The following is a 25,453-nucleotide window of genomic DNA, read 5'->3' on the forward strand; positions in this document are numbered from 1 at the left end:
AAAACCGCGCGGCGGCGGTTTTCCTCGGCCGCCGCGCGGGCGAGAATGGCCGGCATGAACGCCGACACTCCGAATTCCGTGTGGACCCCGCAAGGCTGGCGCGGCGACGCGTCCGCCGAACGCATCGTGCCGGGCATCGCCAATCTGCATTCGCACGCGTTCCAGCGCGCGATGGCGGGCATGGCCGAGCGCCAGACCGACCCGGCCGACAGCTTCTGGACCTGGCGCGAAACCATGTACCGCTTCGCCGCCCGCTTCACCCCCGAGGCGTTGTATGCCGTGGCCGCGCAGCTTTACGCCGAGATGCTCGAAGCCGGCTACACCAGCGTCTGCGAATTCCATTATCTGCACCACGCGCCCGACGGCCGGCCGTACGCCGACCCGGCGGCGATGTCGCGCGCGCTGATCGCCGCGGCGCGCGATACCGGCATCCGCATGACCCTGCTGCCGGTGCTGTACATGACCGGCGGCTTCGACGAGCGCCCGCTGGGCGAGCGCCAGCGCCGCTTCGGTCATCAGGTTGATGGCTACCTGCGGCTGCTCGACACCCTGCGCGCGCAGCAGAACGCACGGCTGCGCGTGGGCTGCTGCCTGCACAGCCTGCGCGCGGTGCCGCCGGCGCCGATGCGCGAGGTGTTGGCGGCGCTGCCGGCCGACAGCCGCGTGCACGTGCACATCGCCGAGCAGGTCGCCGAGGTCGAGGACTGCGTGGCCGTGCGCGGCGCGCGGCCGGTGCGCTGGCTGCTCGACAACGCCTCGGTGGACGAGCGCTGGACGCTGGTGCACGCCACCCATCTGGACCAGAACGAAGTGCGCGACACCGCGCGCAGCGGCGCCACCGTGGCCATTTGCACCACCACCGAGGCCAACCTCGGCGACGGCCTGTTCCCGCTGCGCGATTACCTGGAGGCCGGCGGTTACTGGGGCGTGGGGTCGGATTCGCACATCTCGGTGTCGCCGGTGGAGGAGCTGCGCTGGCTCGAATACGGGCAGCGCCTGATCGCCCGGCGACGCAACATCGCGGTGAGCGTCGGCGCCGATGCGTCCGACAGCGTCGGCGAGACCTTGTTGCGCGGCGTGGCCGCGAGCGCGCAGCGTTCCACCGGCTTCGACGCCGCGGCGCTGGCCGGCGACACCTTGCGGCTGGACCGCGACGCCCCCGCGTTCGCCGGCGCGACCGATGCCGACTACGTGGACCGCTGGTTGTTCAGCGGCAACCGCAATCTGGTGCGCGATGTGTTCGTCGGCGGCGAGCGGGTCGTGGCCGACGGGCGGCATCGCGACCGCGATGCGATCGCGCGGCGCTATGGCGAGACCTTGCGCGCGCTGTTGGCCGATTGAAGCCGGCGGTCTACCTGTAGGGGCGGCGCGGGCCGCGACCGGGACAATGCAGCTGCGTCGTAACTTTCGCGGTAATCGTGTTGTCGCGGTCGCGGCTTGCGCCGCTCCTACAGGGGGGTTCTCAACCGCCGAACAGGTCGGCGGAGTGCGGCGCTTCCTGCAATGCGCCTTCCAGCATCAGCAGGTGCTTCTTCACCGGCAGCCCGCCGCCGAAGCCGGTCAGGCTGCCGTCCGAGCCGATCACCCGGTGACAGGGCAGCACGATCGGCAGCGGGTTGCGACCGTTGGCCGCGCCGACCGCGCGCGTCGCGGTGGGTTGGCCGAGATGCCGCGCCATCTGCCCGTAGCTCCAGGTCGCGCCGTACGGAATCAGCGCCAGCGCACGCCAGCACTGCATCTGGAACGCAGTGCCGTGCGGGGCCAGCGGCAGTTCGAAATCGCGGCGCGCGCCGGCGAAGTATTCGGCGAGCTGGCGGCGGGCCGCGGCCAGCACGGCGTCGTCGCCCTCGCACCAGCTTTCGTCCATCGCCGCCGGATGCCAGGGTTCTTCGAATTCGATCAGGCGCAGGCCGTCTTCGCCGCTGGCCAGCAGCAAGCGGCCGACCGGGCTGTCGATGTGCTGGTAGCGCACCTCGCCGCGCTTGAGGCGGATCGGCGAACTCATGCGGCGCGCCTGGCTTTCTTGAGCGGGGGCGCGGACGCGGCGCGGGCGGCCGGCTTCAGCGGCACCGGCGCCGGCATGCTGTCGCGCCAGGTGTGGATCACCCCGTAGGCGCGCCACGGCCGCCACGCTTCGGCGCGCGCGCCGAGCGCTTTCGCGCTCAGGCGCACGCCGTCCTCGGGCAGGGCTTTCTGCAGCACCAGGTCGTCGGCGGGGAACGCATCGGGGTGGCCGAGCGCGCGCATGGCGATGTAGTGCGCGGTCCACGGGCCGATGCCGGGCAGGGCGACCCAGCGCGCGACGAAATCGTCGAGGGTGCGTTCGGCGCGGAAATCGACGCGGCCGTCGAGCAGGGCGCGGGCGACGGTGCGCACGGTGTCGGCGCGGGCGCGGGTCAGGCCGAGCGGGGCGAGATCGGCATCGGCCAGGTCGGTCGGGGTCGGGAACAGGTGGGTCAGGCCAGGTCCGAACGGCTGCGGCAGGGCGTGGCCGAAGCGCTGGGCCACGCGCGCGGCCAGCGTGCGCGCGGCGGCGACGCTGACCTGCTGGCCGAGGATCGCGCGCACCGCGATCTCGAAGCCGTCCCAACCGCTGGGCAGGCGCAGGCCGGGGCGTTTTTGCACCAGCGCGCGCAGGCGCGGGTCCACCGACAGCGCCGCGCCGATCGCGTTGGGATCGGCGTCGAGGTCGAACATGCGGCGCAGGCGGTTGGTGATCTCCAGCAATCGCGACGGCGCGGCGCCGTGCAATTCCAGCTTCAGCGCGTGCTGGCGCTCGCGCTTGTCCGCCGGCCACGCGCTGACCCGCAGCCAGCCGGGCGCGTCGGCCGGGCCGATCGCGCGGGTGTAGCGGTGTTCGTCGACGTGCTCGACCCCGGGCAAGGCGCGCCCGCGCAGGAAATCGAGCATCGCGCCCAGGTCGTAGGGCGGGCGGTAGCCCAGCCGCAGCACCAGCGCGTCGCCGTCGGCCTGGCCTGCGGGCGGTTCGTTCGGATGCCGGCGCAGGTCGCGCGGCGCCATCCGGTAGGCCTCGAGGAACGCGGCGTTGAAGCGGCGCAGGCTGCCGAAACCGGCGGCGTGCGCGACTTCGGTGATCGGCAGGTGGGTTTCGGTCAGCAACTGCTTGGCGAACAGCAGCCGGCGGGTGCCGTGCACGCCGATCGGCGGCGCGCCCAGGCGCTCGACGAACAAGCGGCGCAGTTGCCGCTCGCCGAGGCCGACGCGTTCGGCCAGCGCCGACAGCGGCTGTTCGGCGAGCGCGCCTTCGTCGATGAGCTTGAGCGCGCGCGCGACCACCGCATCGCCGCGCCGCCACGCGCCCTCGGCCGGCGACAGTTCCGGCCGGCAACGCAGGCACGGGCGGAAGCCGGCGGCCTCGCACGCGGCGGCGTGGCCGAAGTACTTGACGTTGGCGCTCTTGGCCGTCGGCGCCGGACACACCGGCCGGCAATAGATGCCGGTGCTGGTGACGGCGACGAAGAACAGGCCGTCGAAGCGCGGATCGCGGCTGGTGCGGGCTTGTTCGCAGACATGCGCGGGCGGCAGCGAGGCGGCCGGCGCGGGGATGACGGGGGCGTCCATGCGCGCAGACTAGCACCGGGCAAGGGCCGGAACTGGCCGGATTCGGACATGGACGTTGGCGGCGGGGAGAGGCCGATTCAGGGGCGGCGATACGCCTGCGGCGCGCAGTGGGCGGTTTGCTGCGGATCGTTGTTTTCGGCGTAGTTGCCCTGGCGCGGTCGCGGCTTGCGCCGCTCCTACAGTCGGATACGCAGCTCCATCGCCGTCATTACGGCGAAAGCCGGAATCCACAAGCTATTGCCGTTGCCGTGGCTGTTCGCTCGGACGTAACCCCATGCGAAGGACACGTTCCGCAGCCCCGGAGGGCGTGCGCATGGATGCGCACGCGCGCCATGGGGCAGGATGCCCCTTATGGCGCGGCCCCGCGCCGCTGTGAGCCATAGTGGCTCTTGATTCGAAACAGCAATGCCTTTTCTTTGGTTACTTTCTTTGTGGCTTTGGACAAAGAAAGTGACCCGGCCGCTTGCGGACGGAAGCCCTTGATCGTGGCTCGTCGTCACTCGTCGCAGCGATAACCGCAGAACCAACAGTAAACCCTTGTGGGTTCGGGCTTTCATCGGAATCACGAAGATCCGTCGCCGGCCACCCCAGCCGCCAAGCCGCGAAAAACAAGCGGCCCGGCAGTCGGGGGACATGCCGGGCCGGGTCTTGCTGCGGGGCGGGGAGGTCCCTGGGTTGCCCGCGGCCAAACTAGCGCCGATGCGCGCGAAAAAAGCAGCGACGACGTCACTGAATCCGAATCCGATGACAAACGTCAGCGCCCAAAGCGCCAAGCCAATCGGGAAAATCGCAAGCCCGGCACATGCCGCGGCCTGCAAGCGCCGCACATGGCGCCGCATCGCTGCGGCAACAGTTGCAGTTGTTACTTTTCCTGCGCCGCGTCGGCCTTCAGCGCCGGCAGCAGCGGCGCGATGTCGCCGTCGTTCTTCGCCGGCGCGATGCCGAGCAAGCGCGCCAGCAACGGATACACATCGACGTTGTCGAACGCGGGAATCGTCGCGCCTTCGCGGAACGCCGGGCCGCGGGCGATGAAGATCGCGCGCATCGACGGCAGCGCCGGGTCGTAGCCGTGCGAGCCGCGGGTCTGGCCGGGACGGGCCTTGGCCAGCACGTCGCGTTCGATCGCGTCCCAGCCTTCCTGCATCTGGCAGACGATCGGCGGGATGCGCGGATGGGTGCCGTAGTGCCAGCGCGCCGGCAGCTCGCCCTTGCGCCAGCATTGGTAGTGATCGTGCTTGCCGAGCAGGCGCCGCTCCACTTGCGCCTCGAAACCCTTGTTCGGCGCGATGCCGATGGATTGCCCGGTCGAGGTCACCACCGCCTCTTGCACGCTGACCATGTCTTCGACCGCGATGCGGTGCTCCGGCGCGACTTCGGCCATGCCATGGTCGGAGACCACGATCAGGTTGACCCGGTCGAGTTCGCCGCGCGCCGCCAGGGTGTCGATGAGACGGCCGAGCGCGGCGTCGATGCGCTGCATCGCCGCGCGCGCCTGCGCCGAGTTCGGGCCGTAGTCGTGGCTTTGCTTGTCGAGCGAATCGAAGTACAGCGCGGTGACGTGCGGGCGGGTGGAGGCCGGCTCGCCGAGCCAGTCCAGCACCTGCTCGATGCGCGCCATCTCGGTGACCTTGGGGTCGTACGCATGCCAACGGCTCGCGCGCTGGCCGTGGTTCGGCGCTTCGCCGCCGGGCCAGAGCATGGTGGCGCCGCGCAGGCCTGCGTTCTGCGCGCCGATCCAGATCGGCTCGCCGCCGTTCCACCAGCGCGCCTCGCCGATCGCGTTGGGGTCGTTCACCCGGAACCGGCCCAGGTCCGGGTCGCGCATCATGTTGTGGATCACGCCGTGGTGGTCCGGGCGCAGGCCGGTGACCAGGGTGTAGTGGTTGGGGAAGGTCTGGGTCGGGTACGAGGGATTGATCCATTGCGCGCGCACGCCCTGGTCGGCGATGCGCTGCAGGTTCGGGGTCAGGCCGAGGTCGAGGTAACTGGCGCGGAAGCTGTCGATGGAGATCAGCAGCAGCGGGGTGTCGGCCGGCGCCGGATCGCGCGGCGCGGGCGCGGCGCAGGCGGCGAGGGAAACGAAGACGGCGAGCAGGGCGGCGCGAGCCGCGGGGGCGATCGAAGGCATCGCGGGATGATAGCGGCGGTGCGTGTCGGCCCGGTGTCGGCGGTCGCCGGCGACCGCCGCGCGGCGGGCCGCCAAGGTCGGCACGGCGGCCGTCGATGCGAAGAAAACCGGCGCGGCGCGGGCGGACATGACTTCAGTCGCTGGCGGTCGGGCGCGGCCGCGCCGATAGTGGCCGCACGTCCCGCGGGAGCTCCGCCATGCGCCGTGCCGTTGCCGTCGTTGCCGCCTGCCTGGCGGTGTCCTGCCTGCCCGCGCTCGCGCAGGAGCCGCCGCCTGCCGCCGCGCCGCAGCCGCAGCTGAGCGCGGACGAATGCGCGGTGTGGGCGCGCGAACTCGGCTTCGCCCGTTCGCTGGCCGAGCACGATGCCGCCGCGTTCGCCGCGTTCGTGCATCCGCAGGCCGCGTTCGGCGCCGGCCGGGCGCAGCCCACGCGCGGGCGCGAGGCCATCCTCGCGCAGTGGGCCGAGCTGATCGCCGGCAAGGAACTGCGCCTGCGCTGGTACCCGCAGCGGGTCACCGTCGGCGGCGTCGGCGACGTGGCCTGGTCGAGCGGGCCGGCGCTGTACCAGCGCATCGATCCGGGCGCGCAGCCGCGCTATCTGATCGGCCAATACCAATCGGTCTGGCACCGCGACGCCGACGGCGTGTGGCGGGTCCTGTTCGACGACGGCATCGCCCCGCGGCCGGCCACCGAGGCCGAGGCGATGGCGTTCGAACGCGGCCGCCGCGAGGACTGCCCGCGACGCTGACGTGGGCCTAAACGCCGCGTCCGCGATGGCGGCCATGACGGCGGCGCGGGCGTATCGTGGCTGCGCCCGTCGTCGCTTCCCCTGGAGGTGTTCCATGCGCAATGTCCTTTGGATCGCCGTGCTCGCGGCGTCGCTCGGCGCCGGCGGCGCCGCGGCGCAGACGCCGGCCCCGACCGGGGCGCAGGTTCGCGCCGATGCCGTGCAGGCGGACGCCGGGGCGAAGGCGGATGCCGACGCTGCGGCGAGCGCCGCGAATCCCACCTGCCTCAAGCACCCCGGCTCGCGCGTGCCCGTGCGCGGCAAGCGCGACTGCGCGGGTCATGGCCGCAGCTACGACCGCAAGGAACTGGAGCGCACCGGCCAGGCCGATGTCGGCCAGGCGCTGCGCAGTCTGGACCCGCGGCTGCGCTGAGCGCGCAGCCGGTTCATCGCTTCCGGCGCGGGCCGATGCTCGCGCCGTCCTCGCGCCCGGCTTGATGCCGGGCGCTTTTTTGTGGGGACGGGCGATCGGAGCGCACAGCGTCGGGACTGAAGTCCCTCCCACAAAATCGCAGGGGCAGGCGCGCGGAGCATGGCGATCGAAGCGCCTCGCGCGGCCGCGCTCAGGCGACCAGGCCGTCGAGCAGGCGGCCGAGCGAGGCTTCGTAGAACTCGCGGAACTGGCGTTCGTCGTAGCTGAAGCGGCCGGCGCGGTACAGCGCGATCAGGCCGTGGGTGTGCGCCCACAGGGTCATGGCGATGTCCCAGGCGTCGCCGGGCTTGAGCCGGCCGGCCTGCTGCGCTTCAAGCACCACGTCGGCGACCACGTTCAAGGTCGGCGAGCGGCGCGCGCGGAAGTCTTCGGGATAACGCCGCGCGCGTTCGCGCCGCAGCGAGAAGGCGTGGTCGAACAGGTGCGGCCAGGCCAAGGCGTAGTCGAGGTAGATGCGCTGGGTCGCGCGCAGCCGCGCGATCACGTCGCCGCCGTGCTTGCGCGCGGTCCAGTGGTGGGCGATCTCGTCGAAGCTGTCGTCGGCGACCCGCTGCAGCAGCGCTTCGCGGTTGGGGAAGTGGCGGTAGATCGCCATCGGGGTCAGCCCGATCGCCTCGCCGATCCGGCGCATGCTGACCGCCTGCGCGCCGCCGCGGGCGAGCAGGGCGCGCGCGGCCTGGACGATGCGCTCGGCGGTGGCGGGCGGATTCATGTGTACAGCGTAAACATTTCGGCCCCGGCAAGACAGTTTCGTGCGCCGCGACGCCCTGTCGGCGCTGCGCGCGGGCCGCCGGCGCTGGTGGCCGGCGGAACCCCGGCGCGATAATTTCCGTCTCACTCGCACCACGGAAAACGCCATGTCCGCAGCGAACCGCAAAGACCCCTCCCGCGTCGTCCGCGCCCCGCGCGGCAGCGACAAGACCTGCAAGTCCTGGCTCAGCGAAGCCGCCTACCGGATGATCCAGAACAACCTGGACCCGGACGTGGCCGAGAACCCGGCCGAGCTGGTGGTCTACGGCGGCATCGGCCGCGCCGCGCGCGACTGGGACTGCTATGACGCGATCCTGAAATCGCTGCGCGAACTCGGCGACGACGAAACCCTGCTGATCCAGTCGGGCAAGCCGGTCGGCGTGTTCCCGACCCACGCCGACGCGCCGCGGGTGTTGCTGGCCAATTCCAACCTGGTGCCGCACTGGGCCACCTGGGAGCACTTCAACGAGCTCGATAAGAAGGGCTTGATGATGTACGGGCAGATGACCGCCGGCAGCTGGATCTACATCGGCTCGCAGGGCATCGTCCAGGGCACCTACGAAACCTTCGTCGAGATGGGGCGCCAGCATTACGGCGGCGACCTCGCCGGCAAGTGGATCCTGACCGCCGGCCTGGGCGGCATGGGCGGCGCGCAGCCGCTGGCGGCGTCGCTGGCCGGTGCGTGTTCGCTGAACATCGAATGCAAGCAGAGCAGCATCGACATGCGTTTGCGCACGCGCTACGTCGACGAACAGGCCAGCGACCTCGACGACGCGCTGGCGCGCATCGCCAAGTACACGGCGGCCGGCGAAGCCAAGTCGGTGGCGCTGTTGGGCAACGCGGGCGAGATCCTGCCGGAATTGGTCAAGCGCGGCGTGCGTCCGGACTGCGTGACCGACCAGACCTCGGCGCACGATCCGGTGCACGGCTACCTGCCGATCGGCTGGAGCGTGGAGCGCTGGCTGGACGAGCAGAAGACCAACCCGGACGGCGTGCGCGACGCGGCCAAGAAGTCGATGCGCGTGCACGTCGAGGCGATGCTGGCGTTCCACGCGCAGGGCATCCCGACCGTCGACTACGGCAACAACATCCGCCAGATGGCGTTCGACGAAGGCCTCAAGAACGCGTTCGATTTCCCCGGCTTCGTCCCGGCCTACGTGCGCCCGCTGTTCTGTCGCGGGGTCGGCCCGTTCCGCTGGGTCGCGCTCAGCGGCGATCCGGAAGACATCTACAAGACCGACGCCAAGGTCAAGGAACTGATCGCCGACGACGCGCACCTGCACCGCTGGCTGGACATGGCGCGCGAACGCATCAGCTTCCAGGGCCTGCCGGCGCGGATCTGCTGGGTCGGCCTGGGCCTGCGCCACAAGCTCGGCCTGGCGTTCAACGAGATGGTGCGCAACGGCGAGCTGAAGGCGCCGGTGGTGATCGGCCGCGACCACCTCGACAGCGGCTCGGTGGCCTCGCCCAACCGCGAGACCGAGGCGATGAAGGACGGCAGCGACGCGGTCAGCGACTGGCCGTTGCTCAACGCCATGCTCAACGTCGCCGGCGGCGCGACCTGGGTGTCGTTGCACCACGGCGGCGGCGTCGGCATGGGCTATTCGCAGCACTCCGGCGTGGTAATCGTCTGCGACGGCAGCGAGGAAGCCGACAAGCGCATCGCCCGGGTGCTGTGGAACGATCCCGGCACCGGCGTGATGCGGCATGCCGATGCGGGTTATGAGATCGCGCAGCAGTGCGCGAAGGAGCAGGGGTTGAAGCTGCCGATGCTGTGAGGCGTCGGTAGCTCCCTGTAGGAGCGACGCGAGTCGCGACCGCGGGGCGTCCGCTTGCGGCGGGACTTGCGCCGTAGTCGCGGTGTCGCGGTCGCAGCTTGCGCAGCTCCTACAGTCGGACTTCGGACGGCGGCCTCGTCATGGGGCCGCCCGTTTGTTTCCAGGCAAAAACAAGGTTCGGACCCTTCCTGTAGGAGCGGCGCGAGCCGCGACCGCGGGGTGACCGGTCGCGGCGTAGTCGCGGTGTCGCGGTCGCAGCTTGCGCAGCTCCTACAGTCGGACTTCGGACGGCGGCCTCGTCATGGGGCCGCCGTTTTGTTTCCGGGCACGACGAGGTTCGGGCGCTTCCTGTAGGAGCGGCGCGAGCCGCGACCGCGGGGTGACCGGTCGCGGCGGAGCTTTCGTCGTAGCTGCGTTGTCGCGGTCGCAGCTTGCGCAGCTCCTACAGTCGCAATCGGGACGGCGGCCTCGTCATGGGGCGGCGCTTCGCTTTCGCCTGCGGCGAATCCCGCTCACCCCGGAATCGTCGGCTCCACCAACCGTTCCAGCAGGGTCAGCGACTCCTGCCAGCCCAGGTGGCACTGCTCGACCGGAATCACCTCGGGAATCCCTTCCTGCACCACTTCCACCTCGGTCCCGCACGAGACGGCGCGGAAGGTGATGGTGGTGACCATGGTGCCGGGCAGGTTGGGGTCGTCGAAGCGGTCGTCGTGGACGATGCGCTGGTTCGGGACCAGCTCCAGGTAGGTGCCGCCGAAGCTGTGGCCGTTGCCGGTGCTGAAGTTGGTGAAGCTCATCCGGTAGCGGCCGCCGACGCGCGCTTCGAGTTCGTGCACGGTGCAGGTGAAGCCGTCCGGCGGCAGCCACTTGCACAGGGCGGCGGGGTCGAGGAAGGCGCGGTAGACGCGCTCGGGCGGGCAGGTGAAGACGCGGAGCAGGCGAACGGTGCCGGGCATGGTGGTTCTCCGAAATGATGTGGCGAGGCGGGGTCCTCACTGATGCGACGAACGGGCGCGGCGCGGATCGACACGGCCGCCGCGGCTTTTTCGCCGCGCGGCCGAGGCGGGGCGTGCGGGCGGGGCGGCCGGGTTCGGTACGCACGTTCGTAGCCCCGCCCTTGTAGCCCGGCCGGGGCGGGCGGCGCCAGCGCCTGCGTCGCGATCCGCACGGCCGTGTCGATCGCGCCGCCCGCGCATCGTCGTACTGTTGTCACTGGCGGGCCGGGCATCGGGCCCTATCATCCGTCGGTGCGATCCAGCACGGAGCTTGCGATGACCCACGACTCCCCGGCGGCCGATCCGCCCCACGCCGCCGACGCCCATCCGCCGCAATCGCTGTGGCGCGAACTGCGCGACGCGGTCCGCGGCACCGACGCCGACTACACCAAGATCCCGCTGCGCCGCGCGGTGTTCCTGCTGGCCGTGCCGATGGTGCTGGAGCTGGTGCTGGAATCGACCTTCGCCGTGGTCGACATCTTCTTCGTCTCCAAGCTCGGCCCCTCGGCGGTGGCCACGGTCGGGCTGACCGAGAGCTACCTGTTCCTGCTGTATGCGGTGGCGATGGGGCTGGCGATGGCGGTCACCGCGGTGGTGGCGCGGCGCATCGGCGAAGGCAAGCGCGAAGAAGCCGCGGCGACCGCGGTGCAGGCGATCCTGATCGCGCTGCTGGTGTCGGTGCCGCCGGCGCTGGCCGGCATCTTCTACGCCCAGGACCTGTTGCGGCTGATGGGCGCCGATGCCTGGAGCATCGAGCACGGCTACCGCTACACCCAGTGGATGCTCGGCGCCAACGTGGTGATCGTGCTGTTGTTCGTGATCAACGCGATCTTCCGCGGCGCCGGCGACGCGGCGATTTCGATGAGGGTGCTGTGGCTGTCCAACGGCCTCAACATCGTGCTGTGCCCGCTGCTGATCTTCGGCCCGGGGCCGTTCCCGGCGTGGGGCATCGAGGGCGCGGCGATCGCCACCTGCATCGGCCGCGGCTGCGGCGTGGCGTACCAGCTGTGGGTGCTGTTCCGCGGCGGCAAGCACATCCGGGTGACCGCGGCGCAACTGGTCTGGCACGGCACGATGCTGTGGAGCATCGTGCGCACCTCGCTCGGCGGCATCGGCCAGATGATCGTGGCGATGACCGCGTGGATCTTCCTGATGCGCATCCTGGCCACCATCGGCAGCGAGGCGGTGGCCGGCGCGACCATCGCCATCCGGGTGATGATGTTCACGATGATGCCGGCCTGGGGCATGTCCAACGCCGCCGCGACCCTGGTCGGGCAGAACCTCGGCGCCGGCCACGCCGACCGCGCCGAGGCCGCGGTGTGGCAGATCGGCTGGTACAACATGGGCTACCTGGTGCTGGTGTCGGTGCTGTTCTTCGCCTTCCCGCAGCAGCTGGTCGGGATCTTCAGCGCCGATGCCGAGGTGGTCAAGGTCGGCGCCGAATGGCTGCGGATCCTGTCGTACTCGTTCTTCATCTACGGCTGGTGGATGGTCACGGTGCAGGCCTTCAACGGCGCCGGCGACACGATCACCCCGACCAAGATCAACGTGGTGTTCTTCTGGCTGATCCAGATCCCGCTGTCGTACTGGCTGGCGATCCACCTGGGCTGGAAGGAACTGGGCGTGTTCTGGGCGGTGTTCGTGTCGGAGACCTCCGTCGGCGCCTTCACCCTGTGGCTGTTCACCCGCGGCAAGTGGAAGCTGGCGAAGGTGTGAGCGTGCCGGGGGCTTCGGTCCCGATGCCTTTGGTTGCGATCGCGGTGACCGGAAACGAAAGCGTCGGGGCTGAAGGCCCTCCCACCACTGCCGGGCAACCGCCTGGTGGGAGGGCCTTCAGGCCCGACGCTTTTCGCTCAGGTCGCAGCAGTCGCAGCAGTCGCAGCATCGCAGCGGCAATTCATTTCGCGCCCCCGTCGAGCCCGTCGCCGGCCAGCGGCTGCGACCATTCGATTTCGTAGCGGTTCCACTGCCCCGGAAACAGCTCGCCCTCGACCGCGCGCTTGCGCAGCGCGCCGCGCCGGCGCACCGTCCGGCCGCGCAGGCGGTCGAGGCCGCCGTCGATCAGCGCTTCCAGTTCGGTGTAGCGCGGGTCGAACTGGCCGTACTTGGGATGGCTCTGCGGCGTCAGCCGCCCGGCGTTGACCTCGGCCTCCCAGCGTTGCCAGATCGCCCAGTGCTGCTGCGCCCAGTCCCAGGTTTCGGCATCGATCGGGGTGACCGCGAACAGGTCGCGGTATTCCTCCTGTTGCGGATCGAACAGGCAGGAGAAGTAATGCGGGCGCCCCTCGCAATCGGCGATGCCGGTGCGCGGGCCGTCCCAGTAGTCCCAGGTCATGTGGATCGGTTCGTAGGCCATGCGCGGCTCCGAAGATTCAGGCGCTGAGCCCGGTCTTGCTCAGGGCGACAAGGAACAGTACCAGCAGCCAGAAACCGACGCCCGCGAGCAGGCAGGCGCTGTCGCCGGGCGGCTTGCGCCGGTAGAACGGCCACAACACCAGCCGGCCGATGCCATAGATCAGCCACTCCACCACCACTTCGAATACGATGCGGCCGAACAGCCGCAGCGCGGCGCCGGCGACTTCGGCCAATGCGTCCAGGGCCATGCGTTTCGCTCCGTAGGCGTTGCAGCCCGGCTGCGGCGGCGCGCGGCGGCCGGGCCAGGCCGGCTGCAGCCTCAGGCCTCGGTCCACACCGCCAGTTCGTAGCCGTCCGGATCGGTGAAGTGGAAGCGACGGCCGCCGGGAAACTCGTGTTCGGCGACGATCGCGCCGCCGGCGGCTTCGACCTTGCCGCGCGCGTCGGCGAGGTCGTCGGCGTAGATCACCACCAGCGCGCCGCCGGGGCGCGGCGCGGCGTGGGTGCTGAAGCCGCCCTTCATGCGGCCGTCGTCGAACTCGCAGTAATCCGGGCCGTAGTCGGTGAAGCGCCAGCCGAACGCGGCGCCGTAGAAGGCCTTGGACGCGGCGATGTCGGCGACGTTGAATTCGAGGTAGTCCAGGCGCAGGTTGCGGTCGGTCGTGGTCATGGGGGCGGGCATCGGGGTTGGGGAATGGGGGCGCGGCTTGCCGGCTTGGCTGGCGTTGCGGCGGCGAGTCGGCATCCGCTCGCGGTCGCGATCGCAGCGCGCAGCCGCAGCGTGCTGGAAAGCCCCGCCCGCGGCAAGCGCGCGGGCCGCGCATGCGCTAACCGGATGCGGCCGCGCCGCGCGGACAACCTTCGCCCACGAAAAAGGCCGCCGGTCGCCCGGCGGCCTTCGCGCGCTGAGCGGACGCCGCGGCGCTTACTTCGACAGTTCCAGCGCCAGCGAGGTCACCCAGCCCTTGTTGCCGAGTTCGTCCTCGACTTCCCACATCGCGCCCTGCTTGTTGCCGGTGGGGTAGAGCATCATGCCCGGATCGAGCGGGCGCACCACCTTGCCGCTGCCGTTGGCGTTGGCGAACAGGCGCGCGGACTTGATCACGGTGACCGCCTGCTGCGCGTTCGACGCCGAGGCGTTGCCGGACAGGCCGCCGAGTTCGGCGACCAGGTTGGTGTAGGCCTGCAGGTAGGCCATGGTGATGACCTGGCCGATCTCGGTGTTGGCGTAGCCCGACACGCCGGCCCCGCCCAGGCCGCTGCTGCCGAACAGCGAGCCGCTGGCGCCGAAGCCGATGTCGGTCTTCTTGGCGCTGCCCTCGGACATGGCGACCTGCTCGGAGGAGCGCACGTCGGTGACGGTCAGCACCACGTCGGCGGTCTTCTTGTTGAAGTTGAGGTTGCCGGCCACCGCGCCGGCGCGGCCGCCGATCAGCCCGCCGATCAGCCCGCCCACGGCGTTGCCGCCGGCGTTGGAGTTCTTCGAGATCAGGTCCGGCACCAGCACGTAGTCGGCGGCGCGGATCTGGCCCTTGCCGACGTTGGACTTGTTGCGCAGCTGGCCGCTGGCGGCGAGGTCGCGTTCGCGCATCGCCATGTCCATGCCGGCGCCGCGGTCGACCAGGGTGAAGCAGCGCGACTTCTGCACGAACACCTTGATCAGCTTGCTCGGCGCAGGCAGCTGCTGGCCGGTCCACCAGTTGGTCGCGTCTTCCGGCTCGATCACCGAGATCGCGCCGAGGTTCTTCGAGCAGGTCGGAATCTCGTTCATCTTTTCGGCGCGCTGGTCCTGCGCGCTCTTGCGCTGCGCCCAACCCGGCGCGGCGACCAGCGCCACGCCCAGGCCCACCACGCAGGCCATGGCCTGGATTCCCCGATTAGCGGTCTTCATCGTTTCGTTCCTTAAAACTGCATCCTGTTTGACCCGCCGCGACCGTTGCGGGCGCGGCGACTGACGGAGCCCGGGCGTCGTTCCCCCGGCCACGCTGCAGGGGCAGCGGGAGGTCGGCAGAGGGTCCCCAGACGCAGGCAGGCCGGGCGAACCCCGGCCTGCACGACGACTCACCAGTGCATGATAACGTGATCTATTGCATAAAAAGGACGTCCGTTCTGTGTCTGGAGCGGACGCCGGCCGGCCGTCGGCGCAGCCGTTGCGACGCGCGGGCGGCATCCTGTCCGGCGTTTTCGACTTCCCCGAGCACGCGCATGCTGCAGACCCTGGCGATCGCCCACTACCGCTCGCTGCACAAACTCGAGCTGGGCCTGGGCCGGCTCAACGTGGTCACCGGCGCCAACGGCTGTGGCAAGTCCAACCTCTACCGCGCCCTGCGGCTGCTGGCGGAAACCGCGCAGGGCGGGGTGGTGCCGGCGCTGGCGCGCGAGGGCGGCCTGCCGTCGGCGCTGTGGGCCGGGCCGGAGACGGTCTCGGCGCGGATGAAGCGCGGCGAGGCGCCGGTGCAGGGCACCCAGCGCCAGGCGCCGGTGGCGCTGCGGCTGGGGTTCGCCGGCGAGGACTACGGCTACGCCATCGACCTGGGCCTGCCGATCCCGTCCAGGACCCTGTTCGGGATGGACCCGCAGATCAAGCGCGAGGCGATCTGGAGCGGTCCGTTCTTGCGCAGCTCCAACTTGCTGGTCGACCGCCGCGGCGGCCTGGCGCGGGTGCGCGAGGGCCGCGGCTGGCGCGTCGCCGCCGAGCACCTGAGCCCGTTCGAGAGCCTGTTCGCGCAGTTGTCCGACCCGCGCGCGGCGCCGGAGGTGCTGAGCCTGCGCGAGGCCATCCGCGGCTGGCGCTTCTACGACCATTTCCGCAGCGACGCGCAGGCGCCGGCGCGGCAGCCGCAGCTGGGCACGATGACCCCGGTGCTCAGCCACGACGGCCGCGACCTGGCCGCGGCGTGGCAGACCATCGTCGAGATCGGCGATGCGCGCGCGCTGGCCGAGGCGGTCGACGACGCCTTCCCCGGCGCGCGCGTGCGCGTGGCCGGCGACGGCGGGCGTTTCGTGCTCGAACTCGAGCAACCCGGCCTGCTGCGGCCGCTGTCGGCGGCGGAGCTGTCCGACGGCACCTTGCGCTACCTGCTGTGGATCGCCGCCCTGCACACCCCGCGGCCGCCGCCGCTGATGGTGCTCAACGAACCCGAGACCAGCCTGCATCCGGACCTGCTGCCGGCGCTGGGCCGGTTGATCGCGCGCGCCTCCCGGCGCAGCCAGGTGTGGGTGGTCTCGCACGCGACCCGGCTGGTCGCGGCGCTGGAGGACGAGGACGGCTGCAACGCGATCCGCCTGCACAAACCCTTCGGGCAGACCGAGGTGGAAGGGCAGGGCCTGCTCGACGCGCCGGCGTGGTATTGGCCGGAGCGGTGAGGGGGAGTTGGGGGCGTCGCCATCGCGAAGGCGCCGTCGCGGCTCTGCAGCCGCGTCGCTGTTGGAAGTCCGACTGTAGGAGCTGCGCAAGCTGCGACCGCGACACTGCAGCTGCGACGCAAGCTGCCGCAACGCGGTCGCGGCTCGCGCCGCTCCTACAGGGCAAGCCCGTAGCCATGTCGTTGCTGGAAGTCCGGCGGTAGGCGCTGCGCAAGCTGCGACCTCGACACCGCGCCTGCGACGCAAGCCGCCGCAACGCGGTCGCGGCTCGCGCCGCTCCTACAGGGCAAGCCCGTCGCCATGTCGTTGCTGGAAGTCCGGCGGTAGGCGCTGCGCAAGCTGCGACCGCGACACCGCGCCTGCGACGCAACTCACCGCCAGACAACGGCCGCGCAATCGCGACGACTCACGCCACCGCCGCCAACGGCTTGCCGAAATTCGTCCCGACCATCGCCGGGATGCGTTCCACCAGCAGGTCGATCGCCGCGCGCGTGCGCAGCGGCAGGTAGTGGGTGTGCGGCCACACCGCGCTGATCCGGCTGCCGACCACGCGGTCGGCGTGCATCACCATTTGCAGCTCGCCGCTGCGCAGGTAGCGGCTCAGCAGCCAGCACGGCAGCTGCGCCAGGCCGGCGCCGGCGATGGCGGCGTCGGCGATGGCCTGCAGGTCGTCGAAGCGCAGGCGTGCGTTGACCTGCGGCTCGCGCACTTCGTCGTCGCCGTCGCGCAGGCGCCAGGGAACGAGCTGGCCGTGGCGGCCGTAGATCACCGCGTCGTGGCCGGCGAAGTCGTCGATCTCGCGCGGCAGCCCGCGCTTGGCCAGGTACGCCGGCGCGGCGCAGATGCCCAGGTGCTCCTGGGTCAACAGGCGCGCGGCGAGGGTGGCGCTGTCGCGCAGGCGGCCGACGCGGATGCCCAGGTCGTAGCCTTCCTCGACCAGGTCGACCATGCGGTCGTTGAACGACAGGTCGATCTCGAGCTTGGGATGGCGCCGCGACAGTTCCAGCACCACCGGCGCCACGCAGTGGCGGCCGAACATCACCGGCGCGCTGATTCGCAGCCGCCCGCTGGGTTCGCGCCGGCCGCTGTCGAGCGCGGCCTCGGCGGCGTCGAGTTCGGCCAGCGCCTTGACGCAACGCTCGTAGTAGGCCTGGCCGTCTTCGCTCAGGCTCTGGCGGCGGGTGCTGCGGTGGAACAGGCGCACGCCGAGCTGCTGTTCGAGCCGGGCGATGCGCTTGCCGATGGCCGAGCGGGTCACCCCCAGGCGCTCGGCGGCGACGGCGAAGCTGCCGGCCTCGGCGGACTGGACGAAGGCGACGATGCCGAGCAGGCGGTCGTTGACGGCCATGGGATTGGTTCCTACGGGGCTACGGAGAGTGGAATGAAGCTAGCCACTAGAGCGCGCGTGGCGACGCTATCGTAGCGCTCCCCGGCCGCGGCATCGTTCCGGCCCGTCATCCCCACTGTTCCAGGAGTGTCCCCCATGAAGGCTTACCGCATCCGCGCCGGCCGCGGCATCGACTCGCTCGCCCTGGCCGAGGAAGCGCCCGCGCCGCTGGGCGCCGGACAGGTGCGCCTGCGCGTGCGCGCGGTGTCGCTGAACTTCCGCGACCTGATGGTCGCCGACGGCCGTTATCCGGCCGGCGGCGAGCGCCCGGTGATCCCGGCGTCGGACGCCGTCGCCGAGGTGATCGAGCTCGGCCCCGGCGCGACCCGCTGGGCGCTCGGCGACCGCGTCGCCACCAGCTTCTTCCCGCACTGGCACGCCGGCGCCGCCAGCGCCCACGCCACCCGCGCGCCGTTCGGCGCCGACGCCGACGGCGTGCTGGCCGAACAGATCGTGGTCTCGGAAGACTCGGTGTTTGCCGTGCCCGCGCACCTCGACGACGCCCAGGCCGCGACCCTGACCTGCGCCGGCGTCACCGCCTGGAACGCGCTGTTCGTCGAAGCGCGCCTGCGTCCGGGCCAGAACGTGCTGCTGCTGGGCACCGGCGGGGTCTCGATCTGGGGCCTGCAACTGGCCAAGGCGGCGGGGCTGCGCGCGATCGTCACCTCCTCCAGCGACGCCAAGCTCGAACGCGCCCGCGCGCTCGGCGCCGATGCGACCATCAACTACCGCACCCATCCGGAATGGCAGGAGCAAGCGCTGCGCCTGACCGGCGGCAACGGCGTCGACGCGGTGCTGGAAGTCGGCGGCGCCGGCACCCTGGCGCGTTCGCTGCGCGCGGCGGCGATGAACGGCACGATCGCGATCATCGGCGGGGTCAGCGGCTTCGCCGGCGAGTTCGACCCGTTCGCGCTGATCATGGGCGCCAAGCGCCTGTCCGGCATCTTCGTCGGCAGCCGCGGCATGGGCGAGGACCTGGCGCGCTTCGTCGACGTCAACAAGATCGTACCGGTGGTGGACCGCACGTTCGCGTTCGCGCAGGCGCAAGAGGCCTATCGCTACCTGGAAAGCGGCTCGCACTTCGGCAAGGTCGCGATCCAGGTCGCTCGCTGACGCAGGAACCGGTTGCAGGAGCGGCGCCAGGCGCGATCGCGTTGGCGCAGGCGGCGCCGTAGCTGCGGTGCCGCGGTCGCGGCTTGCGTCGCTCCTGCAGTCGGGCCTGCAGCGACGGCGCGGCTCGGGGCTCACCCTGTAGGAGCGGCGCAAGCCGCGACCGCGCCAAGGCGTCCACGACGAAACTCCACTCCCCGCGTTCCGGCACGCGCCAGTCGCGAAAGCCGGCGTCCGGCCGTAAACGAGGCGCCGCGGCCCGCGGCCCGCGCCGCTCCGACACAGCGGCCGCGCCGCCCCCGCGCATGACTATCCGCGGATACCGCAGCACGCCCCGCGCATGCGATCTTGGGCGCATCGCCTCCGGGCCTGCCCGTCTCGCCGCCATGCACGATTCCGACGCCGTCCCCCTGATCCGCCGCGCCCACGCCGGCGATGCCGATGCGCTCGCCCTGGCCGGCGCGGCGACCTTCCTCGACACCTTCGCCGGCATCCTCGACGGCGCCGACATCGTCGCCCACTGCCGCAAGCAGCACGCCGCCGATGCGTATGCGCAGGCCCTGGCCGATCCGGCGACGGCGCTGTGGCTGGCCGAAAGCGCGGCCGGCGCCGCGCCGGTCGGTTTCGCCATGCTGACGCCGCCGAACCTGCCGCTGGCCGACCTGCGCGCGGACGACCTCGAACTCAAGCGAATCTACCTGCTGTCGCGCTTCCACGGCGGCGGCACCGGGCGGCGGTTGATGCAGCACGCCATCGACGAGGCGCGCGCGCGCGGCGCCGGCCGGCTGCTGCTGGGCGTGTACGCCGGCAACGAACGCGCGCTGGCGTTCTATGCGCGCTGCGGTTACGTGCAGGTCGGCGAGCGCGAGTTCCAGGTCGGCGCCCACACCTACCACGACGCGATCCTGGCGCTGGAGCTGGCGGCATGAACGCGGGCGGCGACGCCGACGCCGGCGCGCAGGACGATCCGCGCGCGCCGACGGTGCACGCGCTGTGCGAGCAGGACGTGGACGCCGCGGTGGCCTTCGACGGCAGCTTCATCGCGTTCCAGCGCCTGCAGCTGCAACTGCGCGACGGCGCGCTGTGGTGCGACCTGGAGTCGTTCGATACCCGGCAACTCGACGAGCCGTACCGCAAGAACTACGGCGACGACGCCGACGCCGAAGGGCTGCGCGATTACCTGCAGCGCGCCCGCGGCAACACCGCGCCGGATGCGGCCGCGTTCGTCGTGCGCCTGGACGGGCGCGTGGTCGGGCGGCTGATGATGTCGCGCACCTGGAACGGCTTCGCCTACATCGACGACATCGCCATCGACCGCCTCGCGCGCCGCCGCGGCGCCGGCACGGCGCTGATGCGCGCGGCGCTGGAATGGGCGCGCGAGCGCGGCTATCCCGGGATCATGCTGGAAACCCAGGACACCAACGTCAACGCCTGCCGCATGTACCTGCGCCACGGCTTCGTGCTCGGCGGCTGCGATCGCTATCACTACGCCAACGAGCCGGACATCGCGCATGAGACCGCGTTGTTCTGGTATCGGATGTTGTGAGAATTTGGCCAGCAAAATACGTAGTTTTCTATTCGATGCTGGATTGAGACTGCATTTTTGATTCATGCCGGCACGCGCGGCATGCGGGTTTGCGCGCATCCTGGCTGCGGGCGTGTTCATCCGATGCAGTCGCGTCGCGTACGTCACGGCGAATTGACATCGGCCGCGTCGCAATCGCGCCATTCGGAGCCGGGCGCGAAACCCTCGCGCCGTCCGGGCCAGGGATGGAACGCGCATGGGCGTGGTGCTGATCGAACGTTGGACCGAGTTCGCCGGCGCGGTGCTGCACCGCATCGATGCCGATGGCAACCGCGCCTATGCCTTCCGCTGCGCGCGGCCGCCGGTCACCGCCCAGGGCGCGCCCGATGCCTACCACCCCGACGACACCGGCAGCGGCAGCCTGCGCGACAGCGGCTGGCCGGACGGCGCCTGGCGCGAGCGGCTGGTGCCCGACCCGCACCGGCCGCAGCAGCCGTTGCGCCAGTCCGAGGGCGCCTGCGCCGGCTGTTTCGTCTCGACCACCGCGCTGGCCGACCCGCGCTTTCCGCGCAGCAATCCGCAGGCCTATCTCGACGCGGGGCGGGTGCCGTATCTGGCCATGCCCGCGGCCTGGCTGGCGCAGCCCGGCGCGGGCGGCGTCGGCGACTTCGTCGTCGTCCACGAATGCGCCACCGCGCGCAGCAGCTTCGGCCTGATCGGCGACGCCGGCGGCGGGCGGGCGCTGGGCGAGATGTCCGAGCGCATGGCCAGCGACCTGTCCGGGATGCGCGCGCACGCGCGCAGCGGCCGCGGCGCGCCGCAGGGGCCGCTGCTGTGCGTGGTGTTTCCCGGCTCGCGGCGCGAACCGGCCTGGCCGCTGCGCAATTCGACCCTGCGCGCGCGCTGCGAGCAATTGCTGCGCCCGCTCGGCGGGACGTCGCGGCTGGCGAAGATGGCCGACTCGCTGGCGGGGCTTCCGGCTTCGCCGCCGGAGGAATAGACGCGTTGCGAATTCCACGGTAGGAGCGGCGCAAGCCGCGACTGCGCCACTGCGCGTGCGGCGCAGGTCGCGGCAATCGGGCCGCATTTCTTCGTCCTGCGCGGTGAGCTTGTTGCACCGCGGTCGCGGCTTGCGCCGCTCCTACAGGGGGATTGCGCACCTCGCTCGTTCGCTGGATGGCCGCGGCTCAACCGGCACACCGTCTGCCGCGTTCCGCGAAGCCCGACTGCAGGAGCGGCGCAAGCCGCGACCGCGCCACCGCACTTGCGAGGCAGGCCCGCAGTAGCCGAGTCGCGCTTGCGGCCCACGCGCCGGCGACGACGTCGCGCCGCCTCGCACAACGCCCTGAGCGCACCCGGCCGCCACCTGCGCCGCGCCCGCAACCGGGCCTCGATTCAACGCGGGACTTGGTGCGCGGCCTGATCGGCCAGCGACAGGTCCAGGCGCACCAGCCGGCCCAGCCGGTCGCGGCGTTGCGCGCGCAGGTACCAGTGCTCGCGCAGGCGCGGCAGGCGCAGCGGCGGGTGCACGGGTTCGCCCCACAGGGTCAGTTCGTAGCGGCGTTCGTGCAGCCACCACAGCAGGCGGTCGAACTCGGCCTGGTCGTCGGGCAGCAGCAGGTCGGCGTCGGCGGGTTCCGGCGCGCCGGGCTCGGCCAGCCAGCGCGGGTAGCTGCCGTACAGCGCGAACGCGAATCCGGCCTCGCGCAGCGCTTGCAGCTCATCGGCGGTGCTGTCGAGGCAGACGCGTTCGCGCTGCTTCTGGAACACCAGCGCGTATTCGTGGCTGCGGTCGGTGGATGCGTCGCCGGGCGCCAGCGGCCGCGGCTCGCGGGCGTAGCACAGCAGGCGCTCTTCGCGCGCCACGAACAACGCGCCGAGGATCCGCGCCAGGTCCCAGGCCAGCGGCAGCGTGCGGCCGCCGAGGTTCGGGTTCTCGGCCATGGCGATGCAGTAGCCGCCCTCGGGCAGGGCCGCGCACACGGCGTGGAAGATGTCGCGCAGGCGCTGCAGGTAGGCCTCGTAGTCGCGCTCGAGATAGAGCTGGCCGGCGTCGGCGGCGGGCGCGCCGGCGCGGTCCGGCCAGCGGCAGCCGAAGTAGGGCACGTTGGTCAGGCACAGCCCGAACGGCAGCGGCGCCGGCGCAACCGGCAGGCCGCCCACGGCGACCGGCGCGTCGATGCCGTGGCGTTGCAGCCGCTCGCGCGCCAGTTGCGCGCGCGCCGGGTCGATCTCCAGCCCGCAGCCGCGGCGGCCTTCGAGCGCGGCGGCGAGCAAGGTGGTGGCGAAGCCGCAGAACGGGTCGAACACGCGCGCGCCGGGCGCGGCGTAGTGGCGCACGAACGGGCGCATCTGCGCGACCCAGCCGCAGTCGCGGCCGCCGAACGCATCGCGCGCGCGCAGGTCGTCGGGCAGCTGCAGGTGCGGCGGGTCCGGCTCCAGCACCAGCCAGCTGCGGCTATCCATCGGCGCGCTCCGCGAGGCCGGCGTTTGCGTCCGCCCCGCCGCCGGCGTCGCCGCGCGCGGGCGTGTCCGCGCCGGGCGGCCACAGCACGTCGCGGTCGGGTTGCCAGCCGGCGCAGAGCCGGCCGTTGCCGTGGAACACCAGCTTGTAGATGTCGCCGGAGGCGTGGCGGCGGTGCATCGCGGCATAGTCGGAGGCTTCGAACACCACCTCCAGGCCGCTGCGCGGCTCGCGCAGGCGCAGGTTCCAGAAGTAATAGCCTTCGGTGATGCGCTGCGGCGTCAACTGCGGCCACCACGGCGCGTCCATGCACGCCGACAGCACCTGTTCGATCGGCACCCGCCCGGCTTCGAGATAGCGCGCGGTGGCGTTGTCGCGATAGCCCGGGCCCAGGCGCGAGAACTCGCGGAAGATCACCGTGCCGGCGCCGCAGGCGCGGGCCCAGTCGAGGTAGGCGCGCACACCGTCGGCGTCGTCGATGCCGCCGCGCTGGACGATGCAGACCTGGCGCAGCGGCAGCGCTTCGGACAGCCGGCGCGCCACGCGCGCGAACGCGGCGCCGTCGGCGATGGCCTCGCCGTCACGGAAACGCATGATGGCCTGGTTGCGCGCGGCGTCGTGGTGATGCCGCGACAACTCCAGCCACGACAAACCGAATGCGCGCAGGGCGGCGATCAACTCCTCGCCGCGGCCGCGGGCGAAGCCGGCGCCGTTGCTGTAGAGCACGCGCTCCTCCACTTGCACCCCGTCGCGTTCGGCCGCGGCCAGCGTCGCCAGCAGGCGCAGGAACCAGTCTTCGTCGTCGCTGGATTCCAGCCCCGACAGCGACCACGACAGCGGCAGCCCGCGCAGTTGCGTCAGCGCCGCGCTCAGGCGCTCGAAATGATCGGGGCCGGGGCGCAGGGTCTGCGCCATCGCGCCGGCGTCGAGCAGGCGCAGGTTTTCCGAACAGAACAGGCACCGCGCCGAGCACGGCCGCGCGGCGGCGTAAGGGGTGAAGGTGACGGGTTGGGCGACGCGGTAGCGGCGTTCGCCGATGCGGTGCTCGCGCCAACGCGCGGCATCGTGTTCGCCCGGCGCGCGCCGGGCCAGCTGCGGCGTGGTCGCGCGCAGGCGCTGGAACAGGGAAGAGGCCGCGCTGAGCGGGAGCGTGCCCGGGTCGGCGGTCGCTAGCCCTTCGACAGGGGCTGGCATCGGGTTCGTCCTGGAATCCGTGGCGGGTGGGTTGCCCTCACCCTAGCCCTCTCCCGCAAGCGAGAGAGGGGACTGTACGCGGCGGCCGCAAAGCGTTGCGGCTCTTGAGCCCCTCTACCGCTCGCGGGAGAGGGGCAGCGCGAGCGCCGCTTCAAAGCCGAGCCGCGTTCGCCCGTTCCCGCACCTGCGCGAACGTCCAATCCTCGACCAGCCGGCCGTCCTCCCACACCGTCACCATCGCGTCCTCGTAGCCCACCGGCTTGGCCGCGGCTTCCAGCGACGGCGCATCCGCAGGCACCGGCACGGTCTTGAAGTGGCCGTATTCGCGATGGCGCAGCAAGGTCATGCGGCCGCGCTTGCTCGACTTGCCCTTGTCGGTGACCGGGTCCTTGTAGACGTCGATCCATTCGCCGTCCACGCGCGCCGCCGAGCACTTCAGCGCGAACTTCTGGGTGTCGCGGTCGAGCCGCTGCAGCAGCGCGCCGCCCATGCCGAAGGCGAGGTTGTCGGTGGCGTAGCCGTAGCTGGTCGCGCGTTCCAGGATTGCGCGGATGCTGGTCGGGTTGATGCCGTCGCCCTGGATCACCCGCACGTGGTTGAGCACCTTGTAGCCCTTGCCGTTGACGGTGTGGCCGAAGGCTTCGTCGAGCAGGGTCAGGCACTGGTGCACGACATCGACCGGGTCGCCCGAGTCCGGGCGCACCACCAAGGTCGCGCCCGAGGCGATCACCTGCTCGCGCAGGGTCTTGCCCCAATGCTCGCGGATCGCGTGGAAGATGTCGTAGCTGTCCGACACCACCGCGACGATCGCGCCGGGCTTGGCGAACTGGTCGAGCATGTTGCGGTAGGCGTCGACCTCGCGTTCGCGGCCCCAGCTGGTGATGGTGCTGTGCTCGGCCGCCGGAATCGAATAGCCGGCCATCGGCTCGTGGTAATAGCGCTTGGCCAGCAGCAGGCCGGAGACGGTGTCGGTGCCGAGGAAGTTGACCAGGTGCGCGGCGCCGCCGAGCGCGGCCGATTCGGTGCTGGATACGCCGCGCGCGCCGAAGTCGTGCAGCTTGAACGGCAGCTGGCCTTCCGGATCGTCGCTGGTGCGTTCCAGGAACTGGCGGATGGTCTGCTTGGCGTGCCAGCTGATCGTGGCCACCGTCACCGGGTACCACAGGCGCAGCAGCAGGGTTTCCAGGTACGACGGCACCCAATAGGCCTGCGGGTCGGTCGATTCGATCGTCACCAGCGCCTGGTGCGTCGGCACCACCGTGCCTTCGGGCACGGCGCGGACCCGGATCGGCATCAGCCCCTGGTGGTGGTCGACGATGTAGCGCCAGCCGGCCTCGTTGAACGGTTCGCCGTGCGCGGCGTACAGGTCGCGCGCTTCGTCGATGTCGGCATGGGTGACCGGCTTGGCCAGGTATTCCTTGAGGATCGCCTGCAGGCCGAAGAACACCGTGCGGTCGTACACGCCGCCGCGCGATTCGATGTAGAAGAACGTCGCATCGGTGCCGGGCGGGTACTGCAGCCAGTGGCTGGCCTTGTAGCTGTCGGTGTTGAGCAGCAGGTTGTCGAGGCATTGCATGACGGGAAGCTCCTTCGCGTCG

22 protein-coding genes and 1 pseudogene are annotated in these 25,453 nt (G+C 71.3%); 10 read left to right on the top strand and 13 right to left on the bottom strand.

Annotation, left to right across the window (positions count from 1 at the left end):
• Nucleotides 1–54 precede the first annotated feature (54 nt).
• Nucleotides 55–1,341 carry a formimidoylglutamate deiminase gene (locus BLV01_RS05170; RefSeq protein ID WP_254782519.1) on the top strand — a complete coding sequence of 429 codons (1,287 nt, stop codon included), beginning with the start codon at nucleotides 55–57 and terminating at the stop codon, nucleotides 1,339–1,341.
• Between the two features lie 121 nt (nucleotides 1,342–1,462).
• On the opposite strand, the gene BLV01_RS05175 is transcribed toward BLV01_RS05170, so the two are convergent.
• From BLV01_RS05175 to BLV01_RS05185, 3 genes are all read right to left on the bottom strand, one after another.
• The gene (locus BLV01_RS05175; RefSeq protein ID WP_091794866.1) at nucleotides 1,463–2,005 is read right to left on the bottom strand and encodes a methylated-DNA--[protein]-cysteine S-methyltransferase; all 543 of its coding nucleotides are present in this window, start codon (nucleotides 2,003–2,005) and stop codon (nucleotides 1,463–1,465) included.
• Nucleotides 2,002–3,582 (bottom strand): DNA-3-methyladenine glycosylase 2, encoded by a 1,581-nt coding sequence (locus BLV01_RS05180; protein WP_091794870.1) that lies wholly within the window; start codon nucleotides 3,580–3,582, stop codon nucleotides 2,002–2,004. Before BLV01_RS05180 ends, BLV01_RS05175 begins: the two co-directional genes overlap by 4 nt.
• Before the next feature lie 862 nt (nucleotides 3,583–4,444).
• Nucleotides 4,445–5,710 (bottom strand): alkaline phosphatase family protein, encoded by a 1,266-nt coding sequence (locus tag BLV01_RS05185; protein WP_091795853.1) that lies wholly within the window; start codon nucleotides 5,708–5,710, stop codon nucleotides 4,445–4,447.
• A gap of 197 nt (nucleotides 5,711–5,907) precedes the next feature.
• On the opposite strand from BLV01_RS05185, the gene BLV01_RS05190 reads away from it, so the two are divergent.
• Nucleotides 5,908–6,459, top strand: coding sequence for a YybH family protein (locus BLV01_RS05190; protein WP_091794873.1), 552 nt, complete (start codon nucleotides 5,908–5,910; stop codon nucleotides 6,457–6,459).
• Nucleotides 6,460–6,553: 94 nt separating this feature from the next.
• Nucleotides 6,554–6,871, top strand: a complete 318-nt coding sequence (locus BLV01_RS05195) for a hypothetical protein (protein WP_091794876.1) — start codon at nucleotides 6,554–6,556, stop codon at nucleotides 6,869–6,871.
• A 190-nt stretch (nucleotides 6,872–7,061) separates the two neighbouring features.
• Here BLV01_RS05195 and BLV01_RS05200 read toward each other — a convergent pair whose 3' ends face one another.
• Entirely contained in the window at nucleotides 7,062–7,643 is a 582-nt protein-coding gene (locus BLV01_RS05200) for a TetR/AcrR family transcriptional regulator (RefSeq protein ID WP_091794879.1), read from the bottom strand.
• A gap of 145 nt (nucleotides 7,644–7,788) precedes the next feature.
• Between BLV01_RS05200 and hutU the strand changes: the two genes are divergently transcribed.
• The gene (hutU, locus tag BLV01_RS05205) at nucleotides 7,789–9,459 is read left to right on the top strand and encodes a urocanate hydratase (RefSeq protein ID WP_091794882.1); all 1,671 of its coding nucleotides are present in this window, start codon (nucleotides 7,789–7,791) and stop codon (nucleotides 9,457–9,459) included.
• Nucleotides 9,460–9,971: 512 nt separating this feature from the next.
• On the opposite strand, the gene BLV01_RS05210 is transcribed toward hutU, so the two are convergent.
• On the bottom strand, nucleotides 9,972–10,415 hold the full coding sequence (locus tag BLV01_RS05210; RefSeq protein ID WP_091794885.1) for an SRPBCC family protein: 444 nt from the start codon (nucleotides 10,413–10,415) through the stop codon (nucleotides 9,972–9,974).
• Between the two features lie 315 nt (nucleotides 10,416–10,730).
• On the opposite strand from BLV01_RS05210, the gene BLV01_RS05215 reads away from it, so the two are divergent.
• Nucleotides 10,731–12,170 carry an MATE family efflux transporter gene (locus BLV01_RS05215; protein WP_091794888.1) on the top strand — a complete coding sequence of 480 codons (1,440 nt, stop codon included), beginning with the start codon at nucleotides 10,731–10,733 and terminating at the stop codon, nucleotides 12,168–12,170.
• 181 nt (nucleotides 12,171–12,351) lie between these two features.
• Here BLV01_RS05215 and BLV01_RS05220 read toward each other — a convergent pair whose 3' ends face one another.
• From BLV01_RS05220 to BLV01_RS05235, 4 genes are all read right to left on the bottom strand, one after another.
• A complete protein-coding gene (locus BLV01_RS05220) occupies nucleotides 12,352–12,810 on the bottom strand; it encodes a hypothetical protein (RefSeq protein ID WP_091794890.1) in 459 nt (152 codons plus the stop codon).
• 16 nt (nucleotides 12,811–12,826) lie between these two features.
• Nucleotides 12,827–13,057, bottom strand: coding sequence for a hypothetical protein (locus BLV01_RS05225; protein ID WP_139178505.1), 231 nt, complete (start codon nucleotides 13,055–13,057; stop codon nucleotides 12,827–12,829).
• A 71-nt stretch (nucleotides 13,058–13,128) separates the two neighbouring features.
• The gene (locus BLV01_RS05230; RefSeq protein ID WP_091794896.1) at nucleotides 13,129–13,479 is read right to left on the bottom strand and encodes a VOC family protein; all 351 of its coding nucleotides are present in this window, start codon (nucleotides 13,477–13,479) and stop codon (nucleotides 13,129–13,131) included.
• Nucleotides 13,480–13,734: 255 nt separating this feature from the next.
• On the bottom strand, nucleotides 13,735–14,700 hold the full coding sequence (locus BLV01_RS05235) for a CsgG/HfaB family protein (protein ID WP_091794899.1): 966 nt from the start codon (nucleotides 14,698–14,700) through the stop codon (nucleotides 13,735–13,737).
• A gap of 314 nt (nucleotides 14,701–15,014) precedes the next feature.
• Between BLV01_RS05235 and BLV01_RS05240 the strand changes: the two genes are divergently transcribed.
• Complete coding sequence (locus BLV01_RS05240) at nucleotides 15,015–16,175, top strand: AAA family ATPase (protein WP_091794902.1); 1,161 nt, start codon at nucleotides 15,015–15,017, stop codon at nucleotides 16,173–16,175.
• A gap of 406 nt (nucleotides 16,176–16,581) precedes the next feature.
• On the opposite strand, the gene BLV01_RS05245 is transcribed toward BLV01_RS05240, so the two are convergent.
• Complete coding sequence (locus BLV01_RS05245) at nucleotides 16,582–17,523, bottom strand: LysR family transcriptional regulator (RefSeq protein ID WP_091794904.1); 942 nt, start codon at nucleotides 17,521–17,523, stop codon at nucleotides 16,582–16,584.
• Between the two features lie 135 nt (nucleotides 17,524–17,658).
• Between BLV01_RS05245 and BLV01_RS05250 the strand changes: the two genes are divergently transcribed.
• The 4 genes from BLV01_RS05250 (at nucleotide 17,659) to BLV01_RS05265 (ending at nucleotide 21,197) form a co-directional block, all read left to right on the top strand.
• Entirely contained in the window at nucleotides 17,659–18,675 is a 1,017-nt protein-coding gene (locus BLV01_RS05250) for a zinc-dependent alcohol dehydrogenase family protein (protein WP_091794907.1), read from the top strand.
• A gap of 383 nt (nucleotides 18,676–19,058) precedes the next feature.
• Nucleotides 19,059–19,601, top strand: coding sequence for a GNAT family N-acetyltransferase (locus BLV01_RS05255; protein ID WP_091794911.1), 543 nt, complete (start codon nucleotides 19,059–19,061; stop codon nucleotides 19,599–19,601).
• The gene (locus BLV01_RS05260; protein WP_091794914.1) at nucleotides 19,598–20,218 is read left to right on the top strand and encodes a GNAT family N-acetyltransferase; all 621 of its coding nucleotides are present in this window, start codon (nucleotides 19,598–19,600) and stop codon (nucleotides 20,216–20,218) included. Before BLV01_RS05255 ends, BLV01_RS05260 begins: the two co-directional genes overlap by 4 nt.
• Before the next feature lie 235 nt (nucleotides 20,219–20,453).
• Nucleotides 20,454–21,197, top strand: coding sequence for an acetate and sugar kinases/Hsc70/actin family protein (locus BLV01_RS05265; RefSeq protein ID WP_091794917.1), 744 nt, complete (start codon nucleotides 20,454–20,456; stop codon nucleotides 21,195–21,197).
• Between the two features lie 395 nt (nucleotides 21,198–21,592).
• Here the strand turns inward: BLV01_RS05265 and BLV01_RS05270 are convergent, their stop codons facing one another.
• The 3 genes and pseudogenes from BLV01_RS05270 to BLV01_RS05280 form a co-directional block, all read right to left on the bottom strand.
• Complete coding sequence (locus BLV01_RS05270) at nucleotides 21,593–22,663, bottom strand: DNA methyltransferase (protein ID WP_091794920.1); 1,071 nt, start codon at nucleotides 22,661–22,663, stop codon at nucleotides 21,593–21,595.
• Between the two features lie 73 nt (nucleotides 22,664–22,736).
• Nucleotides 22,737–23,855 (bottom strand): annotated as a pseudogene (locus BLV01_RS05275) (hypothetical protein); the annotation flags it as partial.
• 151 nt (nucleotides 23,856–24,006) lie between these two features.
• The gene (locus BLV01_RS05280; RefSeq protein ID WP_091794923.1) at nucleotides 24,007–25,431 is read right to left on the bottom strand and encodes a nicotinate phosphoribosyltransferase; all 1,425 of its coding nucleotides are present in this window, start codon (nucleotides 25,429–25,431) and stop codon (nucleotides 24,007–24,009) included.
• Nucleotides 25,432–25,453 lie beyond the last annotated feature (22 nt).

Origin of the sequence: Lysobacter sp. yr284 (assembly GCF_900107375.1) — a bacterium.
GTDB lineage: Bacteria > Pseudomonadota > Gammaproteobacteria > Xanthomonadales > Xanthomonadaceae > Lysobacter.

What these genes read in the sequence shown, in the direction of transcription:
- BLV01_RS05170 (WP_254782519.1), top strand. Translation starts at nt 55, where the DNA reads ATGAACGCCGACACTCCGAATTCCGTGTGGACCCCGCAAGGCTGGCGC.
- BLV01_RS05175 (WP_091794866.1), bottom strand. Translation starts at nt 2,005, where the DNA reads ATGAGTTCGCCGATCCGCCTCAAGCGCGGCGAGGTGCGCTACCAGCAC.
- BLV01_RS05180 (WP_091794870.1), bottom strand. Translation starts at nt 3,582, where the DNA reads ATGGACGCCCCCGTCATCCCCGCGCCGGCCGCCTCGCTGCCGCCCGCG.
- BLV01_RS05185 (WP_091795853.1), bottom strand. Translation starts at nt 5,710, where the DNA reads ATGCCTTCGATCGCCCCCGCGGCTCGCGCCGCCCTGCTCGCCGTCTTC.
- BLV01_RS05190 (WP_091794873.1), top strand. Translation starts at nt 5,908, where the DNA reads ATGCGCCGTGCCGTTGCCGTCGTTGCCGCCTGCCTGGCGGTGTCCTGC.
- BLV01_RS05195 (WP_091794876.1), top strand. Translation starts at nt 6,554, where the DNA reads ATGCGCAATGTCCTTTGGATCGCCGTGCTCGCGGCGTCGCTCGGCGCC.
- BLV01_RS05200 (WP_091794879.1), bottom strand. Translation starts at nt 7,643, where the DNA reads ATGAATCCGCCCGCCACCGCCGAGCGCATCGTCCAGGCCGCGCGCGCC.
- hutU (WP_091794882.1), top strand. Translation starts at nt 7,789, where the DNA reads ATGTCCGCAGCGAACCGCAAAGACCCCTCCCGCGTCGTCCGCGCCCCG.
- BLV01_RS05210 (WP_091794885.1), bottom strand. Translation starts at nt 10,415, where the DNA reads ATGCCCGGCACCGTTCGCCTGCTCCGCGTCTTCACCTGCCCGCCCGAG.
- BLV01_RS05215 (WP_091794888.1), top strand. Translation starts at nt 10,731, where the DNA reads ATGACCCACGACTCCCCGGCGGCCGATCCGCCCCACGCCGCCGACGCC.
- BLV01_RS05220 (WP_091794890.1), bottom strand. Translation starts at nt 12,810, where the DNA reads ATGGCCTACGAACCGATCCACATGACCTGGGACTACTGGGACGGCCCG.
- BLV01_RS05225 (WP_139178505.1), bottom strand. Translation starts at nt 13,057, where the DNA reads ATGGCCCTGGACGCATTGGCCGAAGTCGCCGGCGCCGCGCTGCGGCTG.
- BLV01_RS05230 (WP_091794896.1), bottom strand. Translation starts at nt 13,479, where the DNA reads ATGACCACGACCGACCGCAACCTGCGCCTGGACTACCTCGAATTCAAC.
- BLV01_RS05235 (WP_091794899.1), bottom strand. Translation starts at nt 14,700, where the DNA reads ATGAAGACCGCTAATCGGGGAATCCAGGCCATGGCCTGCGTGGTGGGC.
- BLV01_RS05240 (WP_091794902.1), top strand. Translation starts at nt 15,015, where the DNA reads ATGCTGCAGACCCTGGCGATCGCCCACTACCGCTCGCTGCACAAACTC.
- BLV01_RS05245 (WP_091794904.1), bottom strand. Translation starts at nt 17,523, where the DNA reads ATGGCCGTCAACGACCGCCTGCTCGGCATCGTCGCCTTCGTCCAGTCC.
- BLV01_RS05250 (WP_091794907.1), top strand. Translation starts at nt 17,659, where the DNA reads ATGAAGGCTTACCGCATCCGCGCCGGCCGCGGCATCGACTCGCTCGCC.
- BLV01_RS05255 (WP_091794911.1), top strand. Translation starts at nt 19,059, where the DNA reads ATGCACGATTCCGACGCCGTCCCCCTGATCCGCCGCGCCCACGCCGGC.
- BLV01_RS05260 (WP_091794914.1), top strand. Translation starts at nt 19,598, where the DNA reads ATGAACGCGGGCGGCGACGCCGACGCCGGCGCGCAGGACGATCCGCGC.
- BLV01_RS05265 (WP_091794917.1), top strand. Translation starts at nt 20,454, where the DNA reads ATGGGCGTGGTGCTGATCGAACGTTGGACCGAGTTCGCCGGCGCGGTG.
- BLV01_RS05270 (WP_091794920.1), bottom strand. Translation starts at nt 22,663, where the DNA reads ATGGATAGCCGCAGCTGGCTGGTGCTGGAGCCGGACCCGCCGCACCTG.
- BLV01_RS05280 (WP_091794923.1), bottom strand. Translation starts at nt 25,431, where the DNA reads ATGCAATGCCTCGACAACCTGCTGCTCAACACCGACAGCTACAAGGCC.